Raw genomic sequence first — 18,888 nt, forward strand, 5'->3', positions numbered from 1 at the left:
ATTTCGCGGGCTTGCGCCCCGCTCAGGCCTTCACTTTCACCGAGCGCTGCCGCACCGCTTCGAACAGGCACACGCCGCTCGCCACGGAAACGTTCAGGCTTTCGACGCTGCCCGCCATCGGAATCTGCATCACCTCATCGCAGGTATCACGCGTGAGACGGCGCATGCCCTCGCCTTCCGCGCCCATTACGAGCGCCACCGGGCCGTCCAGTTTGGTGTCGTACAGGCTGGCCGTGGCCTCGCCCGCCGTACCCACCACCCACACGCCCGCGTCTTTCAGTTCGCGCAGCGCCCGCGCCAGATTCGTCACGGTGATGTAAGGCACGGTATCCGCTGCGCCGCTGGCCACCTTCGCCGCCGTCGCGTTCAGACCCACGGCGCGATCGCGCGGCGCGATCACCGCATGCGCGCCGGCCGCGTCGGCCACGCGCAGACATGCGCCAAGGTTGTGCGGATCCGTCACGCCGTCCAGCACCAGAATCAGCGGCGCGCCGTTGATGCCATCCAGCAGTTCGGCGAGATTCTGCGCGAGCGGCAGGTCGCCCGCACGTGCCACCACGCCCTGATGGCGCTCGGTATGGGCGAGGCCCCACAGACGCGTTTCGTCGGCTGCAATCAGACGCACGCCCGCTTCTTTCGCCGTATGCAGGAACTCCGTCATGCGACGGTCCTTGCGCGTGGCGTCGTAGTAAACCTCTTCCACTGTCGACGCGTCGTGGCGCAGACGCGCGGTCACTGCGTGGAAACCGTATAGAACCTTGAGACGTGACATGACTGAAACAACCTTTGATTGAGCGCGCCGCGAACGGGACGCGCTACTGAAATGAATACGAGTGAAATGCGAGACCGCGCGCAATGGGGCACTGAACGGGGTTGAGTGCCCCTTCAGTACCCCATTGCGCGCGGCAAAACTTCAGGCACACGGCGTCGTACGACGTTAGCGCTTCTTGCGGGTCTGCGCCTTGGACGAAGCGGCGGATTTCGCCGACGCGTTCTTGCGGGCCGCGCCGCGTGCCGCGCGCGCTTCCTTGACCGCCAGCGAAGGTGCGGGCGCCGCTTTCTTGCGACGACCACCCGGCGCGCCTTCCACGGGGGGCAACGCGCGCACGCGGGCGCCGCCGGTTTCGGCCGCGGCGTCGTCGGCGAGCGCCGTGCGCGTACCAGGCGACTTGATCGGCGTATCACGCACCAGACGGAAATCGATCTTGCGTGCGTCCAGATCGACGCGGCTCACCTGTACGCGCACCCGGTCCGACAGACGGTAACGGATACCCGTGCGCTCGCCGCGCAGTTCGTTCTTGATCTCGTCGTACTGGAAGTAGTCGGAGCCGAGTTCGGTGACATGCACGAGGCCTTCGACGAACAGCGCATCGAGCTGCACGAAAATCCCGAACGAGGTCACGCCGCTCACCATGCCGCCGTACTCTTCACCGAGCTTGTCGCGCATGAAATAGCACTTGAGCCACGCTTCGACGTCGCGCGAGGCTTCGTCCGCGCGGCGCTCGTTGGCCGAACAATGCAAGCCGAGTTCTTCCCAGATCGCCGTGTTCGAACGGTTGCGGCTGCGCTTCTCGTCATCGGCCTGCTGCATCGCGCGGGCACGCGGCGAGAGCGCCGTGTTCAGCTCCACGCCATGCGGCGCTTCCGGCGTGTACTTGCGGCCTTGCAGGATCGCGTAGATTGCGCGGTGCGTGAGCAGGTCGGGATAGCGGCGAATCGGGCTCGTGAAGTGCGCATACGCCTCATACGCGAGACCGAAGTGGCCGATGTTGTCCGGGCTGTAGACCGCCTGCTGCATCGAACGCAGCAACATGGTCTGCAGCATCTGCGCGTCGGGCCGGTCGCGGATGTGCGCCATCAACGCGGCGTAGTCGCTGGCATGCGGTGTCTCGCCACCGCCGAGCGTGAGGCCCATGCCGCGCAGGAAGGTGCGCAGGTTCTCGAGCTTCTCAGCCGTGGGGCCCGCGTGCACCCGGTACAGGCCCGGATGTTTGTTGCGCTTCATGAAGTCGGCGGCGCAGACGTTGGCCGCCAGCATGCACTCTTCGATCAGCTTGTGCGCGTCGTTGCGGGTACGCGGGATGATCTGCTCGATCTTGCCCTGCGCATTGCAGACGATATAGGTCTCGGTGGTGTCGAAGTCGATCGCGCCGCGTTTTTGCCGCGCCGCGAACAGCGACTTGTACACGCCGTAGAGATTTTGCAGTTGCGGCAGCAACGCCGCGCGCCGCGCCGCTTCGGGACCCTTGGTGTTCTTCAGGACCGCAGCGACTTCGGTATACGTGAGACGCGCCGCCGAGTGCATCACGCCGGGGTAAAACTGATAGGCCTTGATCTCGCCGCGCGCGGTGATGACCATGTCGCACACCAGTACGCAACGATCCACGTGCGGGTTCAGCGAACACAGACCGTTGGAGAGCTTCTCCGGCAGCATGGGAATCACGCGGCGTGGGAAGTAGACCGAAGTGCTGCGTTCGATCGCATCCACGTCGAGACCGCTGCCGGGATGCACGTAGTGCGACACGTCGGCAATTGCGACGATCAGGCGGAAGCCCTCGCCCTTGCCGACTGCAACCGGCTCGCAATACACCGCGTCGTCGAAGTCGCGCGCGTCTTCACCGTCGATGGTGACGAGCGGCACGTCGCGCAGGTCGACGCGATGACGGACATCGGCGGGGCGAACCTCGTCGGGCAGGCGCGCGGCGTCATCGAGCGCGGCCTGGCTGAACTCGTGCGGCACGCCATACTTGCGCACCGCGATTTCGATTTCCATGCCGGGGTCGTCGATATCGCCCAGCACCTCGACCACGCGGCCGAGCGGCTGCGAGTGGCGGCTCGGAAAATCCGTCAGCTCGACCACCACCACCTGGCCGACCTTGGCCTTCTTGGTGTTCTGCGTGATCAGGATGTCGTGGCCAATGCGCTTGTCTTCAGGCGCCACGATCAGCGCGCCATTCTCGTTGAGCAGCCGGCCGATCACCCGCTTGTTGGCGCGATCCGTGACTTCGACGATATGGCCTTCGGGCCGTCCGCGCCGGTCGTAGCCCACGATCCGCGCGAGCACGCGGTCGTTGTGCATGACCTTTTGCATTTCACCGGTGGGCAGGAACAGATCGTCCTGGCCGTCGTCGCGCACCAGAAAGCCGTAGCCGTCGCGGTGGCCCTGCACGCGTCCGCCGACGAAATTCGACGGGTGCGTGAGTTGATAGTGATTGCGCTGATCCAGCCGGATCTGACCGTCCCGCTCCATGGCCGCGAGACGCTTGAAAAATCCTTCGCGCTCCTGGCGCTTGATCGACAATGCTTCGGCGATGTCATTCGCTGCAAGCGGTGCTTCGCTCGTGCGGAGCACGCCGAGAATTTCTTCGCGGCTTGGGATCGGATACGGGTATTTGCTCAAGGGCTTGTCGATGATTTTTTCTCGTTGCATGGACGTCGGTCGGCGTTGTGACGCGCCTCAGTTGCACCTGCGATTGACTGCTCGGGTCTGGCTCGTTCAAGGCTGAGTCCGACGGGCTTGTGCACCGTGCCAACGAACTACTGCGAGGCATTCTAACACCCGTATTGGGTGCCACAGCGCGTGTCAATAGTTGCCAGGGGGCGCAAACGGCGGGGCATCGCGGGCGTTCTCAAAATGCTTGACAGCCCCGGATCTATCGCTATAATTGCGGTCTCTGCTGTACAGACACCTGCCCAGGTGGCGAAATTGGTAGACGCACTAGGTTCAGGTCCTAGCGGTGGCAACACTGTGGAGGTTCGAGTCCTCTCTTGGGCACCAAAAGCTGTTTTGGCGAAAGCCGCAGAAGTTCGAGAAACCCCGTAAGATCATCGTCTTACGGGGTTTTTTGTTTTCTGCCGCGGCGGCTCTACGGCAGCCTGATCAATGTGAAAAGCGCGGTGAAAGCGCGCCGCCCTTTTCGATTCATATTCGAAATATGGATATGAAGCCGGGTTATGACGAAGCCAGTCCTGACCGGCGCCGCTACCCGCAAAGCTTTATCCCGTGGGCTTCTCCAGCCCGTGACACGAAACGCACCAACCTTGCCGTCAAGACGCCTCGCGCCCGCTAGGGCAGCGGTCGCGCCGTGTTATTTCGATATACTTACAGACCTTTCCTAACCCATTTTTGCGGCCCTTCCCGCGCGGCGAACGCTGGTCTTTCGCGGCGTGTCGCCTGTGTGCGACGGGTGCGTCCGCCTCTGCTCACCATGTCCGATTTATCCACGTCGTTCGTCGACAAGCCGCGCGCGCTCGTCCAGCTCAATCCGAAGCCGCTCGCCATCGCGCTCGTGCTCATCGTGCTGGGCGCGATCTATCTGGCGCAGACCGTCAGCGGCAAGCAGGCCGCGTTGTACGTGCTCGGCGCGCTGCTCGGTCTCACGCTCTATCACGCCGCTTTCGGCTTCACCTCGGCGTGGCGCGTGTTCATCGCCGACGGCCGCGGTGCAGGACTGCGCGCGCAGATGTTGATGCTCGCGGTCGGCGTGCTGTTGTTCTTCCCGGCGCTGTCGGCGGGTACGCTGTTCGGTCATGCGGTAGTCGGCGAGGTGTCGCCGGTCGGCACCTCGGTGCTGGTCGGCGCGTTCATCTTCGGCATTGGCATGCAGCTCGGCGGCGGCTGCGCGTCCGGCACCTTGTATACAGTGGGCGGCGGCAGCACACGCATGGTGGTCACGCTGATTGCATTCGTGGCCGGCTCGGTGGTCGGCACCGCGCACATGCCGTTCTGGTCGGCGCTGCCGCATCTGCCGCCCATCTCGCTCGTCAAATCGCTCGGCGTCGGACCGGCGATCGCGCTGAATCTCGTGGTGTTCGCGGCCATCGCCGCGTTGACCGTGCGGATCGAAAAGCGCCGTCACGGTCATCTCGTGAACGAGGCCGCTGCGCATGCCTCATCGTCGTGGCTGCGTGGCCCGTGGCCGCTGCTGGTTGGCGGCGTCGTGCTTGCGGTTCTCAACTTCGTGACGCTCGCCCTCTCGGGGCATCCGTGGGGTATCACCTCGGCCTTCGCGCTGTGGGGCGCCAAGGCGTTTTCCGCGCTCGGCGTCGACGTTGCAAGCTGGCCGGTGTGGAGCGCGGGCCCGAACGCGGCCGCGCTCGCTGCTCCGATCAGCCATGACGTGAAGTCGGTGATGGATATCGGCATCGTGATCGGCGCGATGGTCGGCGCTTCGCTCGCCGGACGCTACGCGCCGGTGTGGCGTCTGCCGCTGCGCTCGCTGATCGCGGCGATCATCGGCGGCCTGCTGCTCGGCTACGGCGCACGGCTCGCGTATGGCTGCAACATCGGCGCGTACTTCAGCGGCATCGTGTCGGGCAGCCTGCACGGCTGGCTGTGGCTCGTCGCGGCATTCTTCGGCAACGTGGTGGGCACGAAACTGCGTCCGGCGTTCGGGCTCGCCGTCGAGCGCGTGCAGCAGACGGGTTGCTGAGCTTACGAACCGCGGCTAGCTCTTTCGACACGCACTGACGGACGATCTCGCGGGGCGCGTTTTCGTCCGTTTTCGTCGCCTCACCTGCAACATGCATTTCCGATCCGCACCGTCCCCTCGGGTCGCGTCGCATCTCCCGCCGCTCACGCCACCCTCGCCCCGTCCTACTCTCCACCCGTCCCCGCTCGCACCGCCGCCTTCCATCCCCCAGGCACAATCGTTGCACCCACATTGCACGAACCCAGGCGCGCGCAACACCACCCCCTCCCCACAAACCGCACCTTCACGGAGTAAAACCATGCATTGGATCGACCCGGAATGCCTGCCAGAGACACGCGGCACAGTGACTCAATTCCTGTTGAATCCGCACGGCGAAGTGGACGGCTTCATCCTCGGCCGCGACCAGCAAGTCCATTTCCCGCCTCACCTGTCCCGCGCGGTCACGAAAGCCATCCACCCTGGCGACAAGGTACGCGTGCGTGGCGTCAAACCGCGCGGCGTCGCTATGGTCGCCGCCGTTCAGTTGACCGCCGCGACGGGCGTGACGATTCTCGACGAAGGCCCCCACGCGGGCGGTGCGAAACACGAGAAGCCACACGTCGAAAAACGCCCCATGCGTGCCAGCGGCGAGGTCAAGCTCTCACTGTACGGGCCGAAGGGCGAACTGCGCGGCGCGCTGTTGATGGATGGCACCTCGGTCCGCATGCCCCCGCACGCGGCCGAAGAACTGGCCGCTTACCTCACGCCGCGGGTCCATATCCAGGTGTGGGGCCACGGCGTGAAGAACCGGTTTGGCCGGACCATCGAAGTCGATGACATCGCCGAACTCGTCGATGCCGGCACGTCGGCAGCGCTCGCGGAACTCGCGGAACTGGCGGAGTGACGAATGCGACCGGCTTCTGACCGACGCCACGCGAGACCACATCGTTTCTGTGGCATCCCCGTGTAGCCGTTCCTGCACCCAACCCTGACCCGAGCGGAGCGACGGTGAACCCGCAACCCGTTGAGGCGCAAGTGGACGAACAAGCACCGTCCCCGCAAAGCCTGCGTGGTCTGGACGGGCTTAACTTCCTGATGGCGGATGTGCGGGACGGGCTCGGCCCGTTCCTCTCCGTCTACCTCAAAGGCACACAGCACTGGAGCTCAGGCAACATCGGCCTCGTGATGGCTGCGAGCGGCATGGCGGCGGCTATCTGCCAGATTCCCGCCGGGTTGCTGGTTGACGCGGCGCGTGCGAAGCGCCTGCTCATCGCCATTTCCGGTCTGCTGGTGGCGACCGGGTGCCTGTTGATTGCGATTTTCCCGAGCCTGCCCGTCGTGCTCGCAGCGCAATTCACGCTCGGCGCCGCGTCGGCCATCATTGCGCCGTGCCTCGCGGCGTTGAGCCTTGGCATCGTCGGGCATCGGCTGCTGCCCGCCCGCATCAGCCGCAACGAGACCTTCAACCACGCGGGTAATTTTGTGTCCGCAGTGCTGGCCGGTGGCCTTGGACAGTATGTCGGGGCGATCTGGCTGTTCTATCTCGTGTGCGGCTTCGCGGTGGCGAGCGCGCTGGTGGTGCTGCTGATCAAGCCACAGGAGATCGACCACGAACTCGCCCGTGGCGCGGAGAGCATCGCGGACGACGCAGGACAGCACCGTGCGGCCACCTTCCGCGAACTATGGCGACGGCGTGACCTCAAGGTGTTTCTGGTCTCCGTCGTCCTGTTTCACTTCGGCAATGCAGCCATGTTGCCGCTCGCGGGCCAGGTGATCGCAAAGTTTCATCCCGGCGCGGACGTGGTTGCGCTGAGCGCCTGCATCATTTCGGCGCAGCTCGTGATGGTGGTCGTCGCTGCCACGGTCGGGCATGCCATGCGTAAAGGCGTGGGACGCAAAAGAATCTTTCTGGTGGCGCTCGCCGTGCTGCCCGTGCGCGGCATTCTCTTTTCCATGACCACGAGTCCTTACGCGGTGGTGGCGATCCAGTTGCTCGACGGGGTGGCGGCGGGCATTTTCGGCGTGGTCGCGGTCGTCATCGCGGCTGATCTGATGCGTGGCAGCGGCCGTTTCAATCTTGCCCAGGGACTCATGGCGCTGGCGGTTGGCACTGGGGCGGCGTTGAGTCAGGTGACTGGCGGATACGTGGTCGAGAAGTTCGGCTTTGCCACCGGGTTTGGCACGCTGGCTGGCATCAGCGCACTGGCCTTGTTGTTCTTCGCGGTGTTCATGCCGGAAACCCGACCCGACGCAGACAGCACGGAGGAAGGAGAATTCCGCCGGGCGACGTGATTCCCCTCCTCCGTGGCATGCATGTCTGCATGACTAGTCCATCAGCTTGTCCAGCGTGATGGGAAGATCGCGGATGCGCTTGCCCGTGGCGTTGAACACCGCGTTCGCGACAGCCGCGCCCACCCCCGTGATGCCAATTTCGCCCACACCGCGCGCGCCCATCGGCGTATGCGGGTCCGCTTCGTCGTTCCAGATGATGTCGATATGCGGCACGTCCAGATGAACCGGCACGTGATAGTCGGCAAGCGATGGATTCATCACACGCCCCGTCCTCTCGTCGAACTGCGTCTCCTCCATGAGCGCGAGGCCGAGGCCCATGATGATGCCGCCACGGAACTGACTGGCGGCGGTCTTCGCATTGATGATGCGGCCGCAGTCGAACGAGCCGAGGAAGCGGCTCACGCGAACCTCGCCGGTAATGACATTGACACGCACCTCGCAAAAGAGCGCGCTGTGGCTGTGCATCGACCAGTGCTGCAACTCGAACGGCATCGGCGCTTCCGCTTCCACCGCGAGTTCCATTCGCTCCGCACGGCTGAGGATGGCGCCATAGCTCTCGAACCGCGCGTCATCCTCCAGTGCATACAGACCGCCGTCCCTGGCACCGACCTCATCCACGGACAGACCGGACAGCGGCGAGCGATCGCCCGCCAGCCGCAGCAGTTCCTTGACGAGTGCCTGCTGGGCCGCACTCACCGCAGCGCCAATGGCTGCCGTCTGTTGCGAACCGCCGGCGAGCACGGTGCCGGGCAACCTCGAATCGGCGTATTCGAAGTCGATGTCCTGCATCCTCAGGCCCAGCCGCTCGGCCGCCACCTGGGACTGCGCGGTGGAGGTGCCCATGCCCATTTCGTGCGCGGCGATGCTGATGGTGGCGCGGCCGTCGACGGTCAAGGTGATGCGCGCCGCGCCGCCCGGCATCCGGTAGTACGGGTAAGTGCCCGTGGCGCAACCCATGCCGACGAGCCAGTCGCCCTCGCACCGCGCACCGGGTTTGCCGCGCGCATGCCAGCCGAAGCGCTCGCGGCCGGCCTGCCACGCGTCGACAATGCCACGCTGGGAAAACGGTAATCCCGTGGTTGGATCTTTTTCCGGCTCATTCCTGATCCGCAATTCGACGGGGTCCATGTTCATGGCTGAGGCAAGCTCGTCCATGCCGCATTCCAGCCCGAACGTACCCACGGCTTCGCCCGGTGCCCGCATGAAGGTGTTGGCCGTCATGTTCATCTTGACCGTCTCGACGTCGAGCAGAAAACTGCGCGCGGCGTACGCACTCTTCGCAGGCAGGATGAACGGTTCCGGCATGTTGTTGTGCGACGTCATGGCAACGAGGCCGGTGTGAATCAGCGCGTCCAGCGAGCCATCGGCCTGCGCACCGAGCGCCACGCGCTGTTCGGTGAGCGTGCGGCCGCCGACGACGCGGTACACCCCTTCGCGCGACAACATGATCCGCACCGGACGCTGCGCCAGTTTCGCCGCTGCCGCGGCAAGCAGTTGATGCTGCCACACCGTCTTCGAACCGAAACCGCCGCCGACGAACGGCGAGGTCACGTGGACGTTTTTCTCGTCGATGCCGAACACCTGCGCGATCGTCCACGCCTCATGGGCGACCGCCTGCACGGTATCGTGGATGCGCAGCGTCTCGCCCTGCCAGACGAGCGTCGCCGCGTGCAACTCGATCGGATTATGGTTGTGACGCGGCGTCGTGTAGCGTACGTCGATGCTATGCGGTGCCTGCGCCAGCATCGCCTCGGCATCCTCGATCGCGAGCTTCAGCGGCTCGCCCTGGAACACGCCGGGCTCGCTACCGTTTGCCTTGGCCTCGGCGAGCGCGGTCACACCATCGCTGCCTGCCTCATACGTCACGTTGATCAGCGACTGCGCGTGGTCCGCCTGCTCCTGCGTCGCGGCCAGCACGAGAGCGACCGGCTGACCATTCCAGTGCACCTGATCGTCCTGCATGATCGGCAGGTTGTCACCTCCGGCCGCCTTGGGCTGCGTCATGAACGCGGGCATGGGTTTGAGGCGCGGCGCGTTTTGGTACGTCATCACCAGCACGACGCCCAAGGCCGCCTCGGCGGCAGCGGTGTCAATTGCGACGATACGCCCACGCGCCACGGTGGAATACTTCAGGGCCGCGTAGGTCACGCCTTCCAGCGGGAATTCCGCGGCGAAGGTGGCCCGACCGCACACCTTCAACGGCCCGTCGATCCGGTTGATCGGCGCACCGATCAGGCTGTCTTTATGGCGAATCAGTTCATCCGGCTCGCCGCCGGGAATGAAACGGTCGGGGGCAAGCGCAATGGCTTTCTTCATCACCGCCTGCACGGTGTCCTTGACGATACTCATGAGCGGTTCTCCTGAAGCGCGGTCAACTTGAGCAGCGTGTCGATCATCACGCGCTGGCTCAGCTCGATCTTGAAGGCGTTATCGCGAAGCGCTCGGGCGGGCGCGAGTTCCGCCTGCGCCGCCGCACGATACGCCGCCTCGCTGGCAGGACCGCCCATCAGGGCGGCCTCGGCCGCTCTGGCACGCCACGGTTTGTGTGCAACGCCGCCGAGTGCGAGCCGCACTTCTTTCACCACACCGTCCTGCACGTCGAGAGCCGCTGCCACCGAAATCAGGGCGAACGCGTACGAAGCGCGATCGCGCACCTTGCGATAAACCGAGCGGCACGTTAGCGCAGGCGGCAGCGTCACGGCGGTGATCAGGTCGCCGGCTTCGAGCACGGTTTCGGTTTGCGGCGTGTCGCCAGGCAGCACGTGGAAATCCACCAGCGGGATATCGCGTAGGCCGTTGCGGCCCTCGACCGTCACCACCGCGTCCAGCGCGGCGAGCGCCACGGCCATATCCGAAGGGTGCGTGGCGACGCAGGCAGCGGAGGCGCCAAGAATGGCGTGCATGCGATTGAAGCCGTCGACGGCGTCGCAACCCGAACCCGGTGCGCGCTTGTTGCAACGCGCGGCGTCGTCGTAGAAATAGCCACAGCGCGTGCGTTGCAGAAGGTTGCCGCCCACTGTCGCCATGTTGCGGATCTGCGCCGAGGCCCCTGCCAGAATCGCTTCGGCTAGCAACGGATAGCGCTCGCGAACACGCCGGTCGGCGGCGACAGCCGTGTTCTTCACGCCCGCGCCGATGCGCAGGCCGCCGTCATCGGTTTCTTCGATTGCGCAGGAAAGTCCGGTGATATCGACCAGCATCACAGGATGCTCGATGGTCTCGCGCATCAGGTCGACCAGGTTGGTGCCACCGCCCAGATATTTGGCGCCCGAGCGGGCACCGAGTCTCAACGCCGCTTGCGGGTCCGAAGCCCGTTCATAAGTGAAGGGGTTCATCAGGCCACCTCGCGCGCGGTGGATGCCGATTCGGATGCGGATTCAGCCTCGCGTTCAGCTTCGAAGGCAACCGCGGACTGGTCCGTACCGAAGGTCTCCTGAATCGCATCGACGATACCGTTGTAGGCACCGCAGCGGCACAGATTGCCGCTCATGCGTTCGCGCAACTCCGCGTCCGTCAGCGCAAAGCCTCGCGCTGCCACGTCTTCGCTGACATGGCTTGGCACGCCGCACTGCAACTCGCGCGCCATACCGATGGCCGAGCAGATCTGACCGGGCGTACAGTAGCCGCACTGAAACCCGTCGTGTTCGACGAACGTCGCCTGGAGCGGGTGAAGCTTGCCCGGCGAGCCAAGCCCTTCGATGGTGGTGATCTCACGGTCCTGATACTGCACGGCCAACGCGAGGCAACTGTTGATGCGCGTTCCGTCCACCAGCACGGTACAGGCGCCGCACGCGCCCTGGTTACAGCCCTTTTTGGCGCCGAATAGATGTCGCTGCTCGCGAAGCAGATCGAGCAGCGAAGTCCTGAGGTCGAAATCGAGGTCAGCCTCGATACCGTTGATGACGAAGTGCATGATTGCTCCCGTTCGACAGTGGTCTACAGCCTGCGAACGCAGCAATTCCCGGACCGCGTATGGCGCGTGGGCCAGTGGTACACGTGCCGGATCACGGTGAAGTCACGATGGCGCAGACGACGCCGCCCGGCCAGAGAGGGAGAAGCCTGGCAGTGACGGTGGGCGCGTCGCGTGTAAAAACGGATCCCGGCGCCCGGTCTTTACGTGGCCAGCCCTTCGTCCCCTTTAAGCTTGGTGGTGGGCCCGCACCTGTGCACGTGCGACGTTTCAGCCTGCGCAACGTCAGCGGATTTTCCCGCCGCCGTCGATCCCCGCACCTTTGCGCCAAACCTCCTTGCCTTCCTCGGATAGCTCGCCGCTGCTGCGCGTTGCATTCGGCTCTGTCCCTGCAATCGCCTTCGAGCCGCCCGGCTGTTCCTGGGCTTTCTGCTTTTCCTGCTTGCGCGCGGCGACCCGCTCGTCGTGTGAACGACCTGCATGATGGTTCATTGCATCCTCCTTTGTTTGGCACAGTGGCCAGGTCTCTTTCTGGCCCGCACGCTCTGTGCCCAGCTTCAGGTGGGCAGCCCTGCTATTCAGCGCCGGCATACATCAGACCTTTGCCTGACGCGGCAAATCAGCGAAATGAGGCCAAAATAAAGGCCTATTCGTGATGCAGACGCACGCGCGCGAGCCCTAGAATTTCGTTACGCACCGTCACGTCTCCGACACCAGTCGGAACGCTTTCTCGCCACGGATCTCCGGTTAATTCAGCATGACACGGCTTGCACGGCACTACGTTCCAGAACAACCGCAGCACGTTATCTTGCAGGGGCTCACGGGGCCCGCCTTCCTCGACGAAGGAGATTACCTGTACTTTCTCACCTGCCTCGCGGACGCGGCGCGCGTCGCCAGCCTGGCGGTGCATGCGTGGGTGCTCATGCCCGAGGCAGTGCAGTTTCTCGTCACGCCGGCCTATGAATCGAGTGTGGCGATGGCCATGCAGGCCGTCTGCCGCCGCTACGTCGAGACCTTCAACCGCCGCCATGCGCGCCGCGGTATGGTCTGGCGCGGCGGCTACTGCGCAACCGTGATCGAGCCCGATCGCTATTTCCTGCTCGCAAGCCAGGTCATCGATCACGCGCCGGTGCGCAACCGCCTCGCCGCGGAGCCGTCACATTACCCGTGGTCCAGCTACACGCATCACGTCGGATTGCGTCAAGATCGCTTCATCAAGGACCACCCGCTCTACCGCACGCTCGGCGATACGCCGCCGGAGCGCCACCAGGCTTACCGCGACCTGAGCGCCCGCCCCCTCGACGAACTCGAGGTCGACAACCTGATGCAATCGACGCTCAACGGCTGGGTGCTCGGTAGCGCCGCGTATTGCGAGTGGGCGGCACAGACCGCGACCCGGCGTCTGATGCCCCTGCTGCTGCGCGATCGTCCGCAGAAGAAGGTTCGAACCGCCGCCACCCTCGCACACGCGGGCTGATCGACAGTCAAACCGTCAAGGAATCCTGACTGATCCACAGTGTGCTGTGTCGGCCCACAATGCTTCAAGGACCGTGGAGCAGGTACAGCCAGGCAATCAAGGTGACGATGGAAATGAGCGTCGACATGGAAATGACCGCGCCTACCGTGGTTTTTTCAACGTCGTACTCGGTGGCGAGAATGTAGGCGCTCTTTGCGGTGGGCACCGCAGCGCAGACCACCGCCGCAACCGTCGCCGCCTGCCCGAGACCGCTCGCAAGACACAACGCGTACACCACGAGCGGCGTAATCACCAGCTTGACGGCCGTGACGAGCGCGTAAAACGACAGGCGCTGTCGAAACTCGCTGAGCGTCAGTTCGAGCCCAATGGCGAACAGGGCACAGGGTGTGAGCGCGTCGCCGAGAACGGTGAGAAAAGACTCGAGCGGTGCGGGCATGCCAAAACCGGATAGCGACCACGCCACGCCGAAGACCGTCGCAAGAATCACGGGATTGGTCGCGATCTGGCGGATCAGCGGCGCCATACGGATTTTTCGTGAGGTATCGAAACGGCTGATTTCGAGCAGCACCACCAGCAACGGGAACATAAACGCGCCGATGAAGACCGTTGCGACCGCCGCCGCGAGTACGCCCGGCTTGCCGTAAAGCGTCTTGAGGATAGGCAGCGCGACAAACGCCGTATTGGTCATCGACGCTGCCGCGCCAAGCATCGTGCCCGAACCCAGTGTTGCACCGCCACGCAAGCGTGCAATCGCCATCACGACCACAAAGCAGATCAACGATCCGCCGCCGAACGCGGCCAGAAAACGCCAGTCGAGCAGCGCGTGCAGCCGTTCATCGCTGATGGTCAGGAACACGAGCGCGGGCATCGCCACGTAATAGGCGAAGCGCGTCAGCGAGCCTCCGAGGGCACGCGGCACATAGCCGGTGACGCCCGCGAGCCACCCTGCCACGACGATTGCGAAGATCGGGAATATCGTACCGACGAGATGCATGGCGCAGTCCAGTAAGAACCGACAGTGTGCCTGCCGATAATTAGCCGAGATTTACGCCTCACGCGAGCGGTTGCTGGGGTGCGCCTTGGAGCCCGCTTAAAACCCGCGCTAGAGCCCGCTTTAGAGCCCGCTTCAGGCTTGCATACAAGAGCGCCCGGTCAAAGCTCCACGTCGCCCGTTTTCGCGCGCACTGCGTGCTATCGTTTCGCTGTCGATTTTCCGCCGCGTCATTCGTCGTGGCAGTGGAGGCACTCGATGCCTCCGAATCCAGATCGTTTTTTGACAGGAGAATGGCAATGCGTGTGATGGTTCTGGTAAAGGCCACGCCTGAGTCGGAAGCGGGACAAATGCCCAGCATGGAACTCATCGCGGCGATGGGCAAGTTCAACGAAGAGCTCGTGAACGCCGGCATCATGCAAGGCGGAGACGGCCTGAAACCGAGTTCGGCAGGCGTACGCGTGAGGTTTTCCGGTGCGGACCGAACCGTCGTCGACGGCCCGTTTGCGGAGACCAAGGAACTGGTCGCCGGTTACTGGCTCTGGCAGGTCGAGTCAATGGAAGAAGCCATTGCGTGGGTGAAGCGCTGCCCGAATCCAATGGTAAGCGATTCGGACATCGAAATCCGCCCGTTCTACGAGCCGGCGGATTTCGCCGCCGCCTTCACGCCCGAGCTTCAGGAGGCGGACCAGCGCCTGCGTCAGCAAATCGACGAACAGCAGCGCGATCAACAGAAGCGTTGAGCGCGACGCACGTTCACCGTGAGATCGGCCCTGCGCGGGCCGATTCCATCATGGGCAGGTCGGATTCACTCCGGGTGTACCCAGGCCGAATCCTGATTCATCGCAGCATCAATAGAACGACGCCTCGCCCGGCGGACGGGTCTTGAAGCGCTTGTGGACCCAGTAGTACTGCTCGGGCATCAGGCGAATCTGTTCTTCCAGGTAGGCATTCATGCGACGCGCGTCGATCGCATCATCGCCGCTCGGATAGTCCTGCCACGGCTTGAAGACCTTCAACCGATAGCCTTTGTAATTCGGCAGCACCTCGCCAATAAACGGCAACACCTGCGCCTGGCCGGTTTTGGCAAGCCGCCCTACGGCGGTCAGCGTGCAGGTCTGAATGCCGAAGAATGGCACGAACATGGAATTGCGCAGTCCGTAGTCCATATCCGCGCCGAGCATCACCGGCTTTTTGTCGCGCAGCCAGCGCAACACGATGCGGGCGCTGTCGGCGCGACTCGCCATGTCGGAGCCGAAACGGCCGCGCTGGGTGCGCGCCACGGCATCCAGCGTCTTGTTCGACATGGGCTGATACAACGCGCCGCATTGCCGGCCGAGCGCGTAGTTGATGAATACCGAGCCCGCCTCGATGCCGACGAAGTGCGCGCCGAGCAGCACGGTGGGCGGCATATCCGGGTCTGATAAATCCACCTCGCTGTCGACGATCACCAGCTTCTTCAACTTTTCCGCCGAACCAAACCACTGGACGCTGCGCTCCACGTAGCTGCGGATCACATGACGAAAATGCAGTTGCGCCACGCTTTCGACCCGCGCGGCATCCCAGTCGGGAAAGCACAGCCGCAGGTTCACGTGCACGACGCGCTTGCGCCGGCTCGGCAATTGATAGAGCAGCCAGCCCAAAGCATCGCCGAAGCGGGCGGTCAGTCCATAGGGGAGGATGGCGAGAAACTTCAGTAGCGCGAGAGCGGCCGCCACGCCGACGCGGCCTAGCAACCGGCGCCCGGCAGGCCGCGGTTTTCAGCAAGAACGGGGACAGCAGAGAGCAAAGACAAGCGTTCGGCACCTTTTATGATTGACGGGATGCTCGAGCGCTTCTGATCAACGAGCCACTATCGCAAACGTGGACAGGATACTCGCACGGCTGACCGGGAAAAGCGACAGAAAAGATGAGGGGGTATCCCCTCACCTTCGATTGCAATTCAAACCGTCAGAAGGACGGGCGAACCACGGAAAGCGAGTAACGGCCGAGGTTCACTTCAGTGATCTGGCGTGCCGGCACCCATTTCTGGCGCGCATCGTTTAGCGCAGCCTGCGATTGATCGGCGGAGTCCGTGTAGCGGTAGGTGCTCTGGTCTTGGGCGATTTGCGTTCTCACATCGTCGTTCCACGAAGGAGGCGACGATTGCGCGAACGACGAAACAGCGGGGATGGCGAGCGCAGCAGCAACGATAAATTGAGCAACTTTCACGGCGTTTTCTCCAGAAGATGTCCCGCGTACGGTCTTGTCTGAATGCAGTGAAGTCAGTGTAAAACGATGCCCGCCCGGCAACGAGCGCCACGGCCGAATTCACTGTTGGCGATTTCCGCATAAAGCTGCGCGGTTCGCCTGCGCCGGCCTTGTGCGCGGGCCCTCAGCCGCTTCGGGCATCACGCGGGGATCAGGCGGCATCACGCGGTGATCACGCGGCGCGCCGGAAGCCATTCATCGCCGGACGCTCCGCTGCGGGCGGAAACACGTTCCATGAGCCGTCGTCATGGCGGAAAAACACCAGCGAGAGCACGCCGCCCGGCCGTGCCGTCTCGACGCACACCACCCTTGCCCGGCGCGAACCGATCCGGCTCATGCGGGTAACGCGTGCTGGGGTAGCGGGCGTCGGCGCGAGCCACTTGTCGACGATCCAGTGCAAGGATTTTTCGGCGCTGTACATGTCATGCTCCTTCGAAACTCCAGTTGATACCCTGATTCGGATTCCTGATTTTCAGCCGGCGTATTCAGGCGGCCACTCGAACGCCTGCATATACGCCCTTCAATTCCGTCGCCACGAGCGCCTTGAACAGACTCATCAGCACCTGCATGCCGGCGCGGGGGTGCGTGAGGCACGTTTCGACCTGCTGACTACGGCTTTCGCCGGACAGGCACCACGTACAAAAGTGCTCGCAGTTGTTCGTCAATAACCGGTAGCGGTTCTCGCCCAGACGTGAGCGAGCGCGCAGCACCGCTTCGGTGCCCACGAAGCGGGCATCGGTGTGCAGACGAATCACGATCGCGTTACCGGCGGCAAAGCTGTCCAGTGTGACTTCGAGCACGGGGCCACGGCAGCGGCCCGCAGCAAAGCCGGCATAGTGGACCACCCTGCCCGCGCCCACATAAATGCCGTGATGCTCGTAGCCACCCCGACGCGTCACGAGATGCGTGCCGGGTGTCAGGTCGTGGCCGTCGCAAAGCGGAATATCCGCACAGACGCTGGCCGCACCGCGCATGGCGTGCCGTGGTTCGCTACGGACTGCGGGTTGATTGCTGTTCATGACTCGCCTCGATTTTCGCTTGGGGCCGGTGATGCCTGCCTCGACCCAACACTGTTGCGAGGTCTTTTGCATCATCCGGGCCAGCAGCCTCGAACCGTTGATTTTCCGGGCGAGTCAGCGAAAATGAGGCCGTGGTGGAGCGGACGAATGTCTGCGCCTGACAAACGCTTTTCGTGCTGAACTGTTGGATGCATTCCGCCAGCACGGTGCGTGTGAATGCGGTGTGAAGAGATCGCGCAATGTGTTGGGTTGACGGCGCGAGCCCGGCCACGAGTGTTGGGCAAGACCGTACATTCCTTCGCGTCCGCGACCGTGCCGCACCGGCGCATCGGCGTGTAACGCCCGCCAGTCTAGGCATGCGAGACAAACGACCAGAACGCGGCAACGCTAGCACGCTATTTGCAACGTATCGGCCATCCACATGGCTTGTTGCAGCCGCACCTTCATTGCCGCATCGGAGACACATCATGGCGACCATCCGGATTCACGATCTTCCCGACAGCTTCGCGCTCGACCACAAGGCCATGAGCATGATTCGCGGCGGGGACGGCGCGCCCTGGCTGTACGGCTGGATGCAGCCCTATACGCCCACCACCTCGGGCACGGGGGCCGTCGGCAACCTCTATCAGATCACCAACAACTTTTACGCCGGGCAGATGATCAACCAGTTCCAGTCGGTCAACGTCAACAACACCGGCAACAACGCGAACCTCAGCGTGTCGCCCGACGCCATCAGCAAGAACCACGCGGCGTAACGACCGTGACCTGTGCCAGTCAATTCAGATGGGTGTCGTCCGCACGCTCGGACGCGGGCCGCGTGCGCGAGGACAACGAGGACGCCTGCCTCCAGCAGCCCGAACGCGCGTGCTGGGCTGTCGCCGATGGCATGGGCGGCCATGCGGTGGGCGACCTCGCCAGCGGTCTGATCGTCGACGCGCTGAGCGGCCTGTCCGCGCCCGAGAGCATCGCCCACTACCTCGCGGAAGCGAGCGAACGTCTGCTGTCCGTGAATCAGCGGCTCAGGGACGAGGCCGCGCGTCGGCAGGTGTCCGTGATCGGCAGCACGGTGGTCGCCCTCTTCGCCTGCGACGCCTACTGCGGCTATCTGTGGGCCGGCGACAGCCGGCTGTATCTATGCCGCCAGGGTCATCTACGGCAGTTGACGCGCGACCATAGCCAGGTGGAAGAACTTAAGGCGCTCGGCCATATCACGGAAGAGGAAGCCATCAATCATCCCGCCCAGCACCTGATCACGCGCGCCGTGGGCGCAACGGACCGTCTGGAACTCGACGCCAGCACGATGGCCGTGGCTGACGGCGACACGTTTCTGCTGTGCAGCGACGGCTTGAGCAATGAACTCAGCGCGCAGGAAATGCAGGCCGCGCTGACGGTGGCGGATTGCGACGTGGCCTGCGATGCGCTGATCGAAGCGGCGCTCGCACGCGGGGGGCGCGACAACATCACGGCTGTGGTGGTGCGCGCCGAGGACACTTACGCGTCCGACAAAACGCTCCTCAATCCGTCACCCTAGGTAGTCG

At 64.0% G+C, this 18,888-nt stretch carries 18 protein-coding genes and 1 tRNA gene; 8 read left to right on the top strand and 11 right to left on the bottom strand.

The window, feature by feature from the left end; genetic code table 11:
* Positions 1-22: 22 nt before the first annotated feature.
* Together rlmB and rnr are read right to left on the bottom strand one after the other, a co-directional pair.
* A complete protein-coding gene (gene rlmB / locus D0B32_RS10355; protein ID WP_117333855.1) occupies positions 23-772 on the bottom strand; it encodes a 23S rRNA (guanosine(2251)-2'-O)-methyltransferase RlmB in 750 nt (249 codons plus the stop codon).
* A gap of 165 nt (positions 773-937) precedes the next feature.
* A complete protein-coding gene (rnr, locus tag D0B32_RS10360) occupies positions 938-3,430 on the bottom strand; it encodes a ribonuclease R (protein ID WP_117333856.1) in 2,493 nt (830 codons plus the stop codon).
* A 261-nt stretch (positions 3,431-3,691) separates the two neighbouring features.
* Here rnr and D0B32_RS10365 point away from each other — a divergent pair.
* The 4 genes from D0B32_RS10365 to D0B32_RS10380 all read left to right on the top strand — a co-directional run bounded on the left by D0B32_RS10365 (position 3,692) and on the right by D0B32_RS10380 (position 7,703).
* A tRNA-Leu gene (locus D0B32_RS10365) sits at positions 3,692-3,778 on the top strand.
* 430 nt (positions 3,779-4,208) lie between these two features.
* Complete coding sequence (locus tag D0B32_RS10370) at positions 4,209-5,432, top strand: YeeE/YedE family protein (protein ID WP_117334166.1); 1,224 nt, start codon at positions 4,209-4,211, stop codon at positions 5,430-5,432.
* Positions 5,433-5,730: 298 nt separating this feature from the next.
* A complete protein-coding gene (locus tag D0B32_RS10375; RefSeq protein ID WP_117333857.1) occupies positions 5,731-6,315 on the top strand; it encodes a hypothetical protein in 585 nt (194 codons plus the stop codon).
* Positions 6,316-6,419: 104 nt separating this feature from the next.
* The gene (locus tag D0B32_RS10380) at positions 6,420-7,703 is read left to right on the top strand and encodes an MFS transporter (RefSeq protein WP_117333858.1); all 1,284 of its coding nucleotides are present in this window, start codon (positions 6,420-6,422) and stop codon (positions 7,701-7,703) included.
* A 33-nt stretch (positions 7,704-7,736) separates the two neighbouring features.
* On the opposite strand, the gene D0B32_RS10385 is transcribed toward D0B32_RS10380, so the two are convergent.
* The 4 genes from D0B32_RS10385 to D0B32_RS10400 all read right to left on the bottom strand — a co-directional run bounded on the left by D0B32_RS10385 (position 7,737) and on the right by D0B32_RS10400 (position 12,105).
* Positions 7,737-10,052, bottom strand: a complete 2,316-nt coding sequence (locus D0B32_RS10385; protein WP_117333859.1) for a xanthine dehydrogenase family protein molybdopterin-binding subunit — start codon at positions 10,050-10,052, stop codon at positions 7,737-7,739.
* On the bottom strand, positions 10,049-11,038 hold the full coding sequence (locus D0B32_RS10390) for a xanthine dehydrogenase family protein subunit M (RefSeq protein ID WP_117333860.1): 990 nt from the start codon (positions 11,036-11,038) through the stop codon (positions 10,049-10,051). Before D0B32_RS10390 ends, D0B32_RS10385 begins: the two co-directional genes overlap by 4 nt.
* A complete protein-coding gene (locus D0B32_RS10395; RefSeq protein ID WP_117333861.1) occupies positions 11,038-11,616 on the bottom strand; it encodes a 2Fe-2S iron-sulfur cluster-binding protein in 579 nt (192 codons plus the stop codon). The genes D0B32_RS10390 and D0B32_RS10395 overlap by 1 nt, the downstream gene beginning before the upstream one ends.
* 282 nt (positions 11,617-11,898) lie before the next feature.
* On the bottom strand, positions 11,899-12,105 hold the full coding sequence (locus tag D0B32_RS10400; protein WP_117333862.1) for a hypothetical protein: 207 nt from the start codon (positions 12,103-12,105) through the stop codon (positions 11,899-11,901).
* 265 nt (positions 12,106-12,370) lie between these two features.
* On the opposite strand from D0B32_RS10400, the gene D0B32_RS10405 reads away from it, so the two are divergent.
* The gene (locus D0B32_RS10405; RefSeq protein WP_117333863.1) at positions 12,371-13,090 is read left to right on the top strand and encodes a transposase; all 720 of its coding nucleotides are present in this window, start codon (positions 12,371-12,373) and stop codon (positions 13,088-13,090) included.
* A gap of 64 nt (positions 13,091-13,154) precedes the next feature.
* Here D0B32_RS10405 and D0B32_RS10410 read toward each other — a convergent pair whose 3' ends face one another.
* Complete coding sequence (locus D0B32_RS10410) at positions 13,155-14,084, bottom strand: AEC family transporter (protein WP_117333864.1); 930 nt, start codon at positions 14,082-14,084, stop codon at positions 13,155-13,157.
* 296 nt (positions 14,085-14,380) lie between these two features.
* On the opposite strand from D0B32_RS10410, the gene D0B32_RS10415 reads away from it, so the two are divergent.
* The gene (locus D0B32_RS10415; RefSeq protein WP_117333865.1) at positions 14,381-14,824 is read left to right on the top strand and encodes a YciI family protein; all 444 of its coding nucleotides are present in this window, start codon (positions 14,381-14,383) and stop codon (positions 14,822-14,824) included.
* Positions 14,825-14,932: 108 nt separating this feature from the next.
* On the opposite strand, the gene D0B32_RS10420 is transcribed toward D0B32_RS10415, so the two are convergent.
* From D0B32_RS10420 to D0B32_RS10435, 4 genes are all read right to left on the bottom strand, one after another.
* Entirely contained in the window at positions 14,933-15,817 is an 885-nt protein-coding gene (locus tag D0B32_RS10420) for a lipid A biosynthesis lauroyl acyltransferase (protein WP_117333866.1), read from the bottom strand.
* A 214-nt stretch (positions 15,818-16,031) separates the two neighbouring features.
* Complete coding sequence (locus D0B32_RS10425; protein ID WP_117333867.1) at positions 16,032-16,292, bottom strand: hypothetical protein; 261 nt, start codon at positions 16,290-16,292, stop codon at positions 16,032-16,034.
* 211 nt (positions 16,293-16,503) lie between these two features.
* A complete protein-coding gene (locus D0B32_RS10430) occupies positions 16,504-16,752 on the bottom strand; it encodes a hypothetical protein (RefSeq protein WP_117333868.1) in 249 nt (82 codons plus the stop codon).
* A gap of 64 nt (positions 16,753-16,816) precedes the next feature.
* On the bottom strand, positions 16,817-17,305 hold the full coding sequence (locus tag D0B32_RS10435) for a lecithin retinol acyltransferase family protein (protein WP_259294976.1): 489 nt from the start codon (positions 17,303-17,305) through the stop codon (positions 16,817-16,819).
* A gap of 512 nt (positions 17,306-17,817) precedes the next feature.
* On the opposite strand from D0B32_RS10435, the gene D0B32_RS10440 reads away from it, so the two are divergent.
* Both D0B32_RS10440 and D0B32_RS10445 read left to right on the top strand, forming a co-directional pair.
* Positions 17,818-18,105: a hypothetical protein gene (locus D0B32_RS10440; RefSeq protein WP_117333870.1), complete on the top strand. Its 288-nt coding sequence runs from the start codon at positions 17,818-17,820 to the stop codon at positions 18,103-18,105.
* 5 nt (positions 18,106-18,110) lie between these two features.
* Entirely contained in the window at positions 18,111-18,881 is a 771-nt protein-coding gene (locus D0B32_RS10445) for a PP2C family serine/threonine-protein phosphatase (RefSeq protein WP_117333871.1), read from the top strand.
* Positions 18,882-18,888: the final 7 nt, after the last annotated feature.

Origin of the sequence: Paraburkholderia sp. DHOC27 (assembly GCF_003429005.1) — a bacterium.
GTDB lineage: Bacteria > Pseudomonadota > Gammaproteobacteria > Burkholderiales > Burkholderiaceae > Paraburkholderia.

Bases quoted from the DNA above. Each gene is read 5' to 3' on its own strand.
- D0B32_RS10395 (WP_117333861.1), bottom strand. From the start codon at position 11,616: ATGCACTTCGTCATCAACGGTATCGAGGCTGACCTCGATTTCGACCTC.
- D0B32_RS10430 (WP_117333868.1), bottom strand. From the start codon at position 16,752: ATGTACAGCGCCGAAAAATCCTTGCACTGGATCGTCGACAAGTGGCTC.
- D0B32_RS10440 (WP_117333870.1), top strand. From the start codon at position 17,818: ATGGCGACCATCCGGATTCACGATCTTCCCGACAGCTTCGCGCTCGAC.
- D0B32_RS10405 (WP_117333863.1), top strand. From the start codon at position 12,371: ATGACACGGCTTGCACGGCACTACGTTCCAGAACAACCGCAGCACGTT.
- D0B32_RS10410 (WP_117333864.1), bottom strand. From the start codon at position 14,084: ATGCATCTCGTCGGTACGATATTCCCGATCTTCGCAATCGTCGTGGCA.
- D0B32_RS10435 (WP_259294976.1), bottom strand. From the start codon at position 17,305: ATGCGCGGTGCGGCCAGCGTCTGTGCGGATATTCCGCTTTGCGACGGC.
- D0B32_RS10390 (WP_117333860.1), bottom strand. From the start codon at position 11,038: ATGAACCCCTTCACTTATGAACGGGCTTCGGACCCGCAAGCGGCGTTG.
- D0B32_RS10400 (WP_117333862.1), bottom strand. From the start codon at position 12,105: ATGAACCATCATGCAGGTCGTTCACACGACGAGCGGGTCGCCGCGCGC.
- D0B32_RS10375 (WP_117333857.1), top strand. From the start codon at position 5,731: ATGCATTGGATCGACCCGGAATGCCTGCCAGAGACACGCGGCACAGTG.
- D0B32_RS10415 (WP_117333865.1), top strand. From the start codon at position 14,381: ATGCGTGTGATGGTTCTGGTAAAGGCCACGCCTGAGTCGGAAGCGGGA.
- D0B32_RS10370 (WP_117334166.1), top strand. From the start codon at position 4,209: ATGTCCGATTTATCCACGTCGTTCGTCGACAAGCCGCGCGCGCTCGTC.
- rlmB (WP_117333855.1), bottom strand. From the start codon at position 772: ATGTCACGTCTCAAGGTTCTATACGGTTTCCACGCAGTGACCGCGCGT.
- rnr (WP_117333856.1), bottom strand. From the start codon at position 3,430: ATGCAACGAGAAAAAATCATCGACAAGCCCTTGAGCAAATACCCGTAT.
- D0B32_RS10385 (WP_117333859.1), bottom strand. From the start codon at position 10,052: ATGAGTATCGTCAAGGACACCGTGCAGGCGGTGATGAAGAAAGCCATT.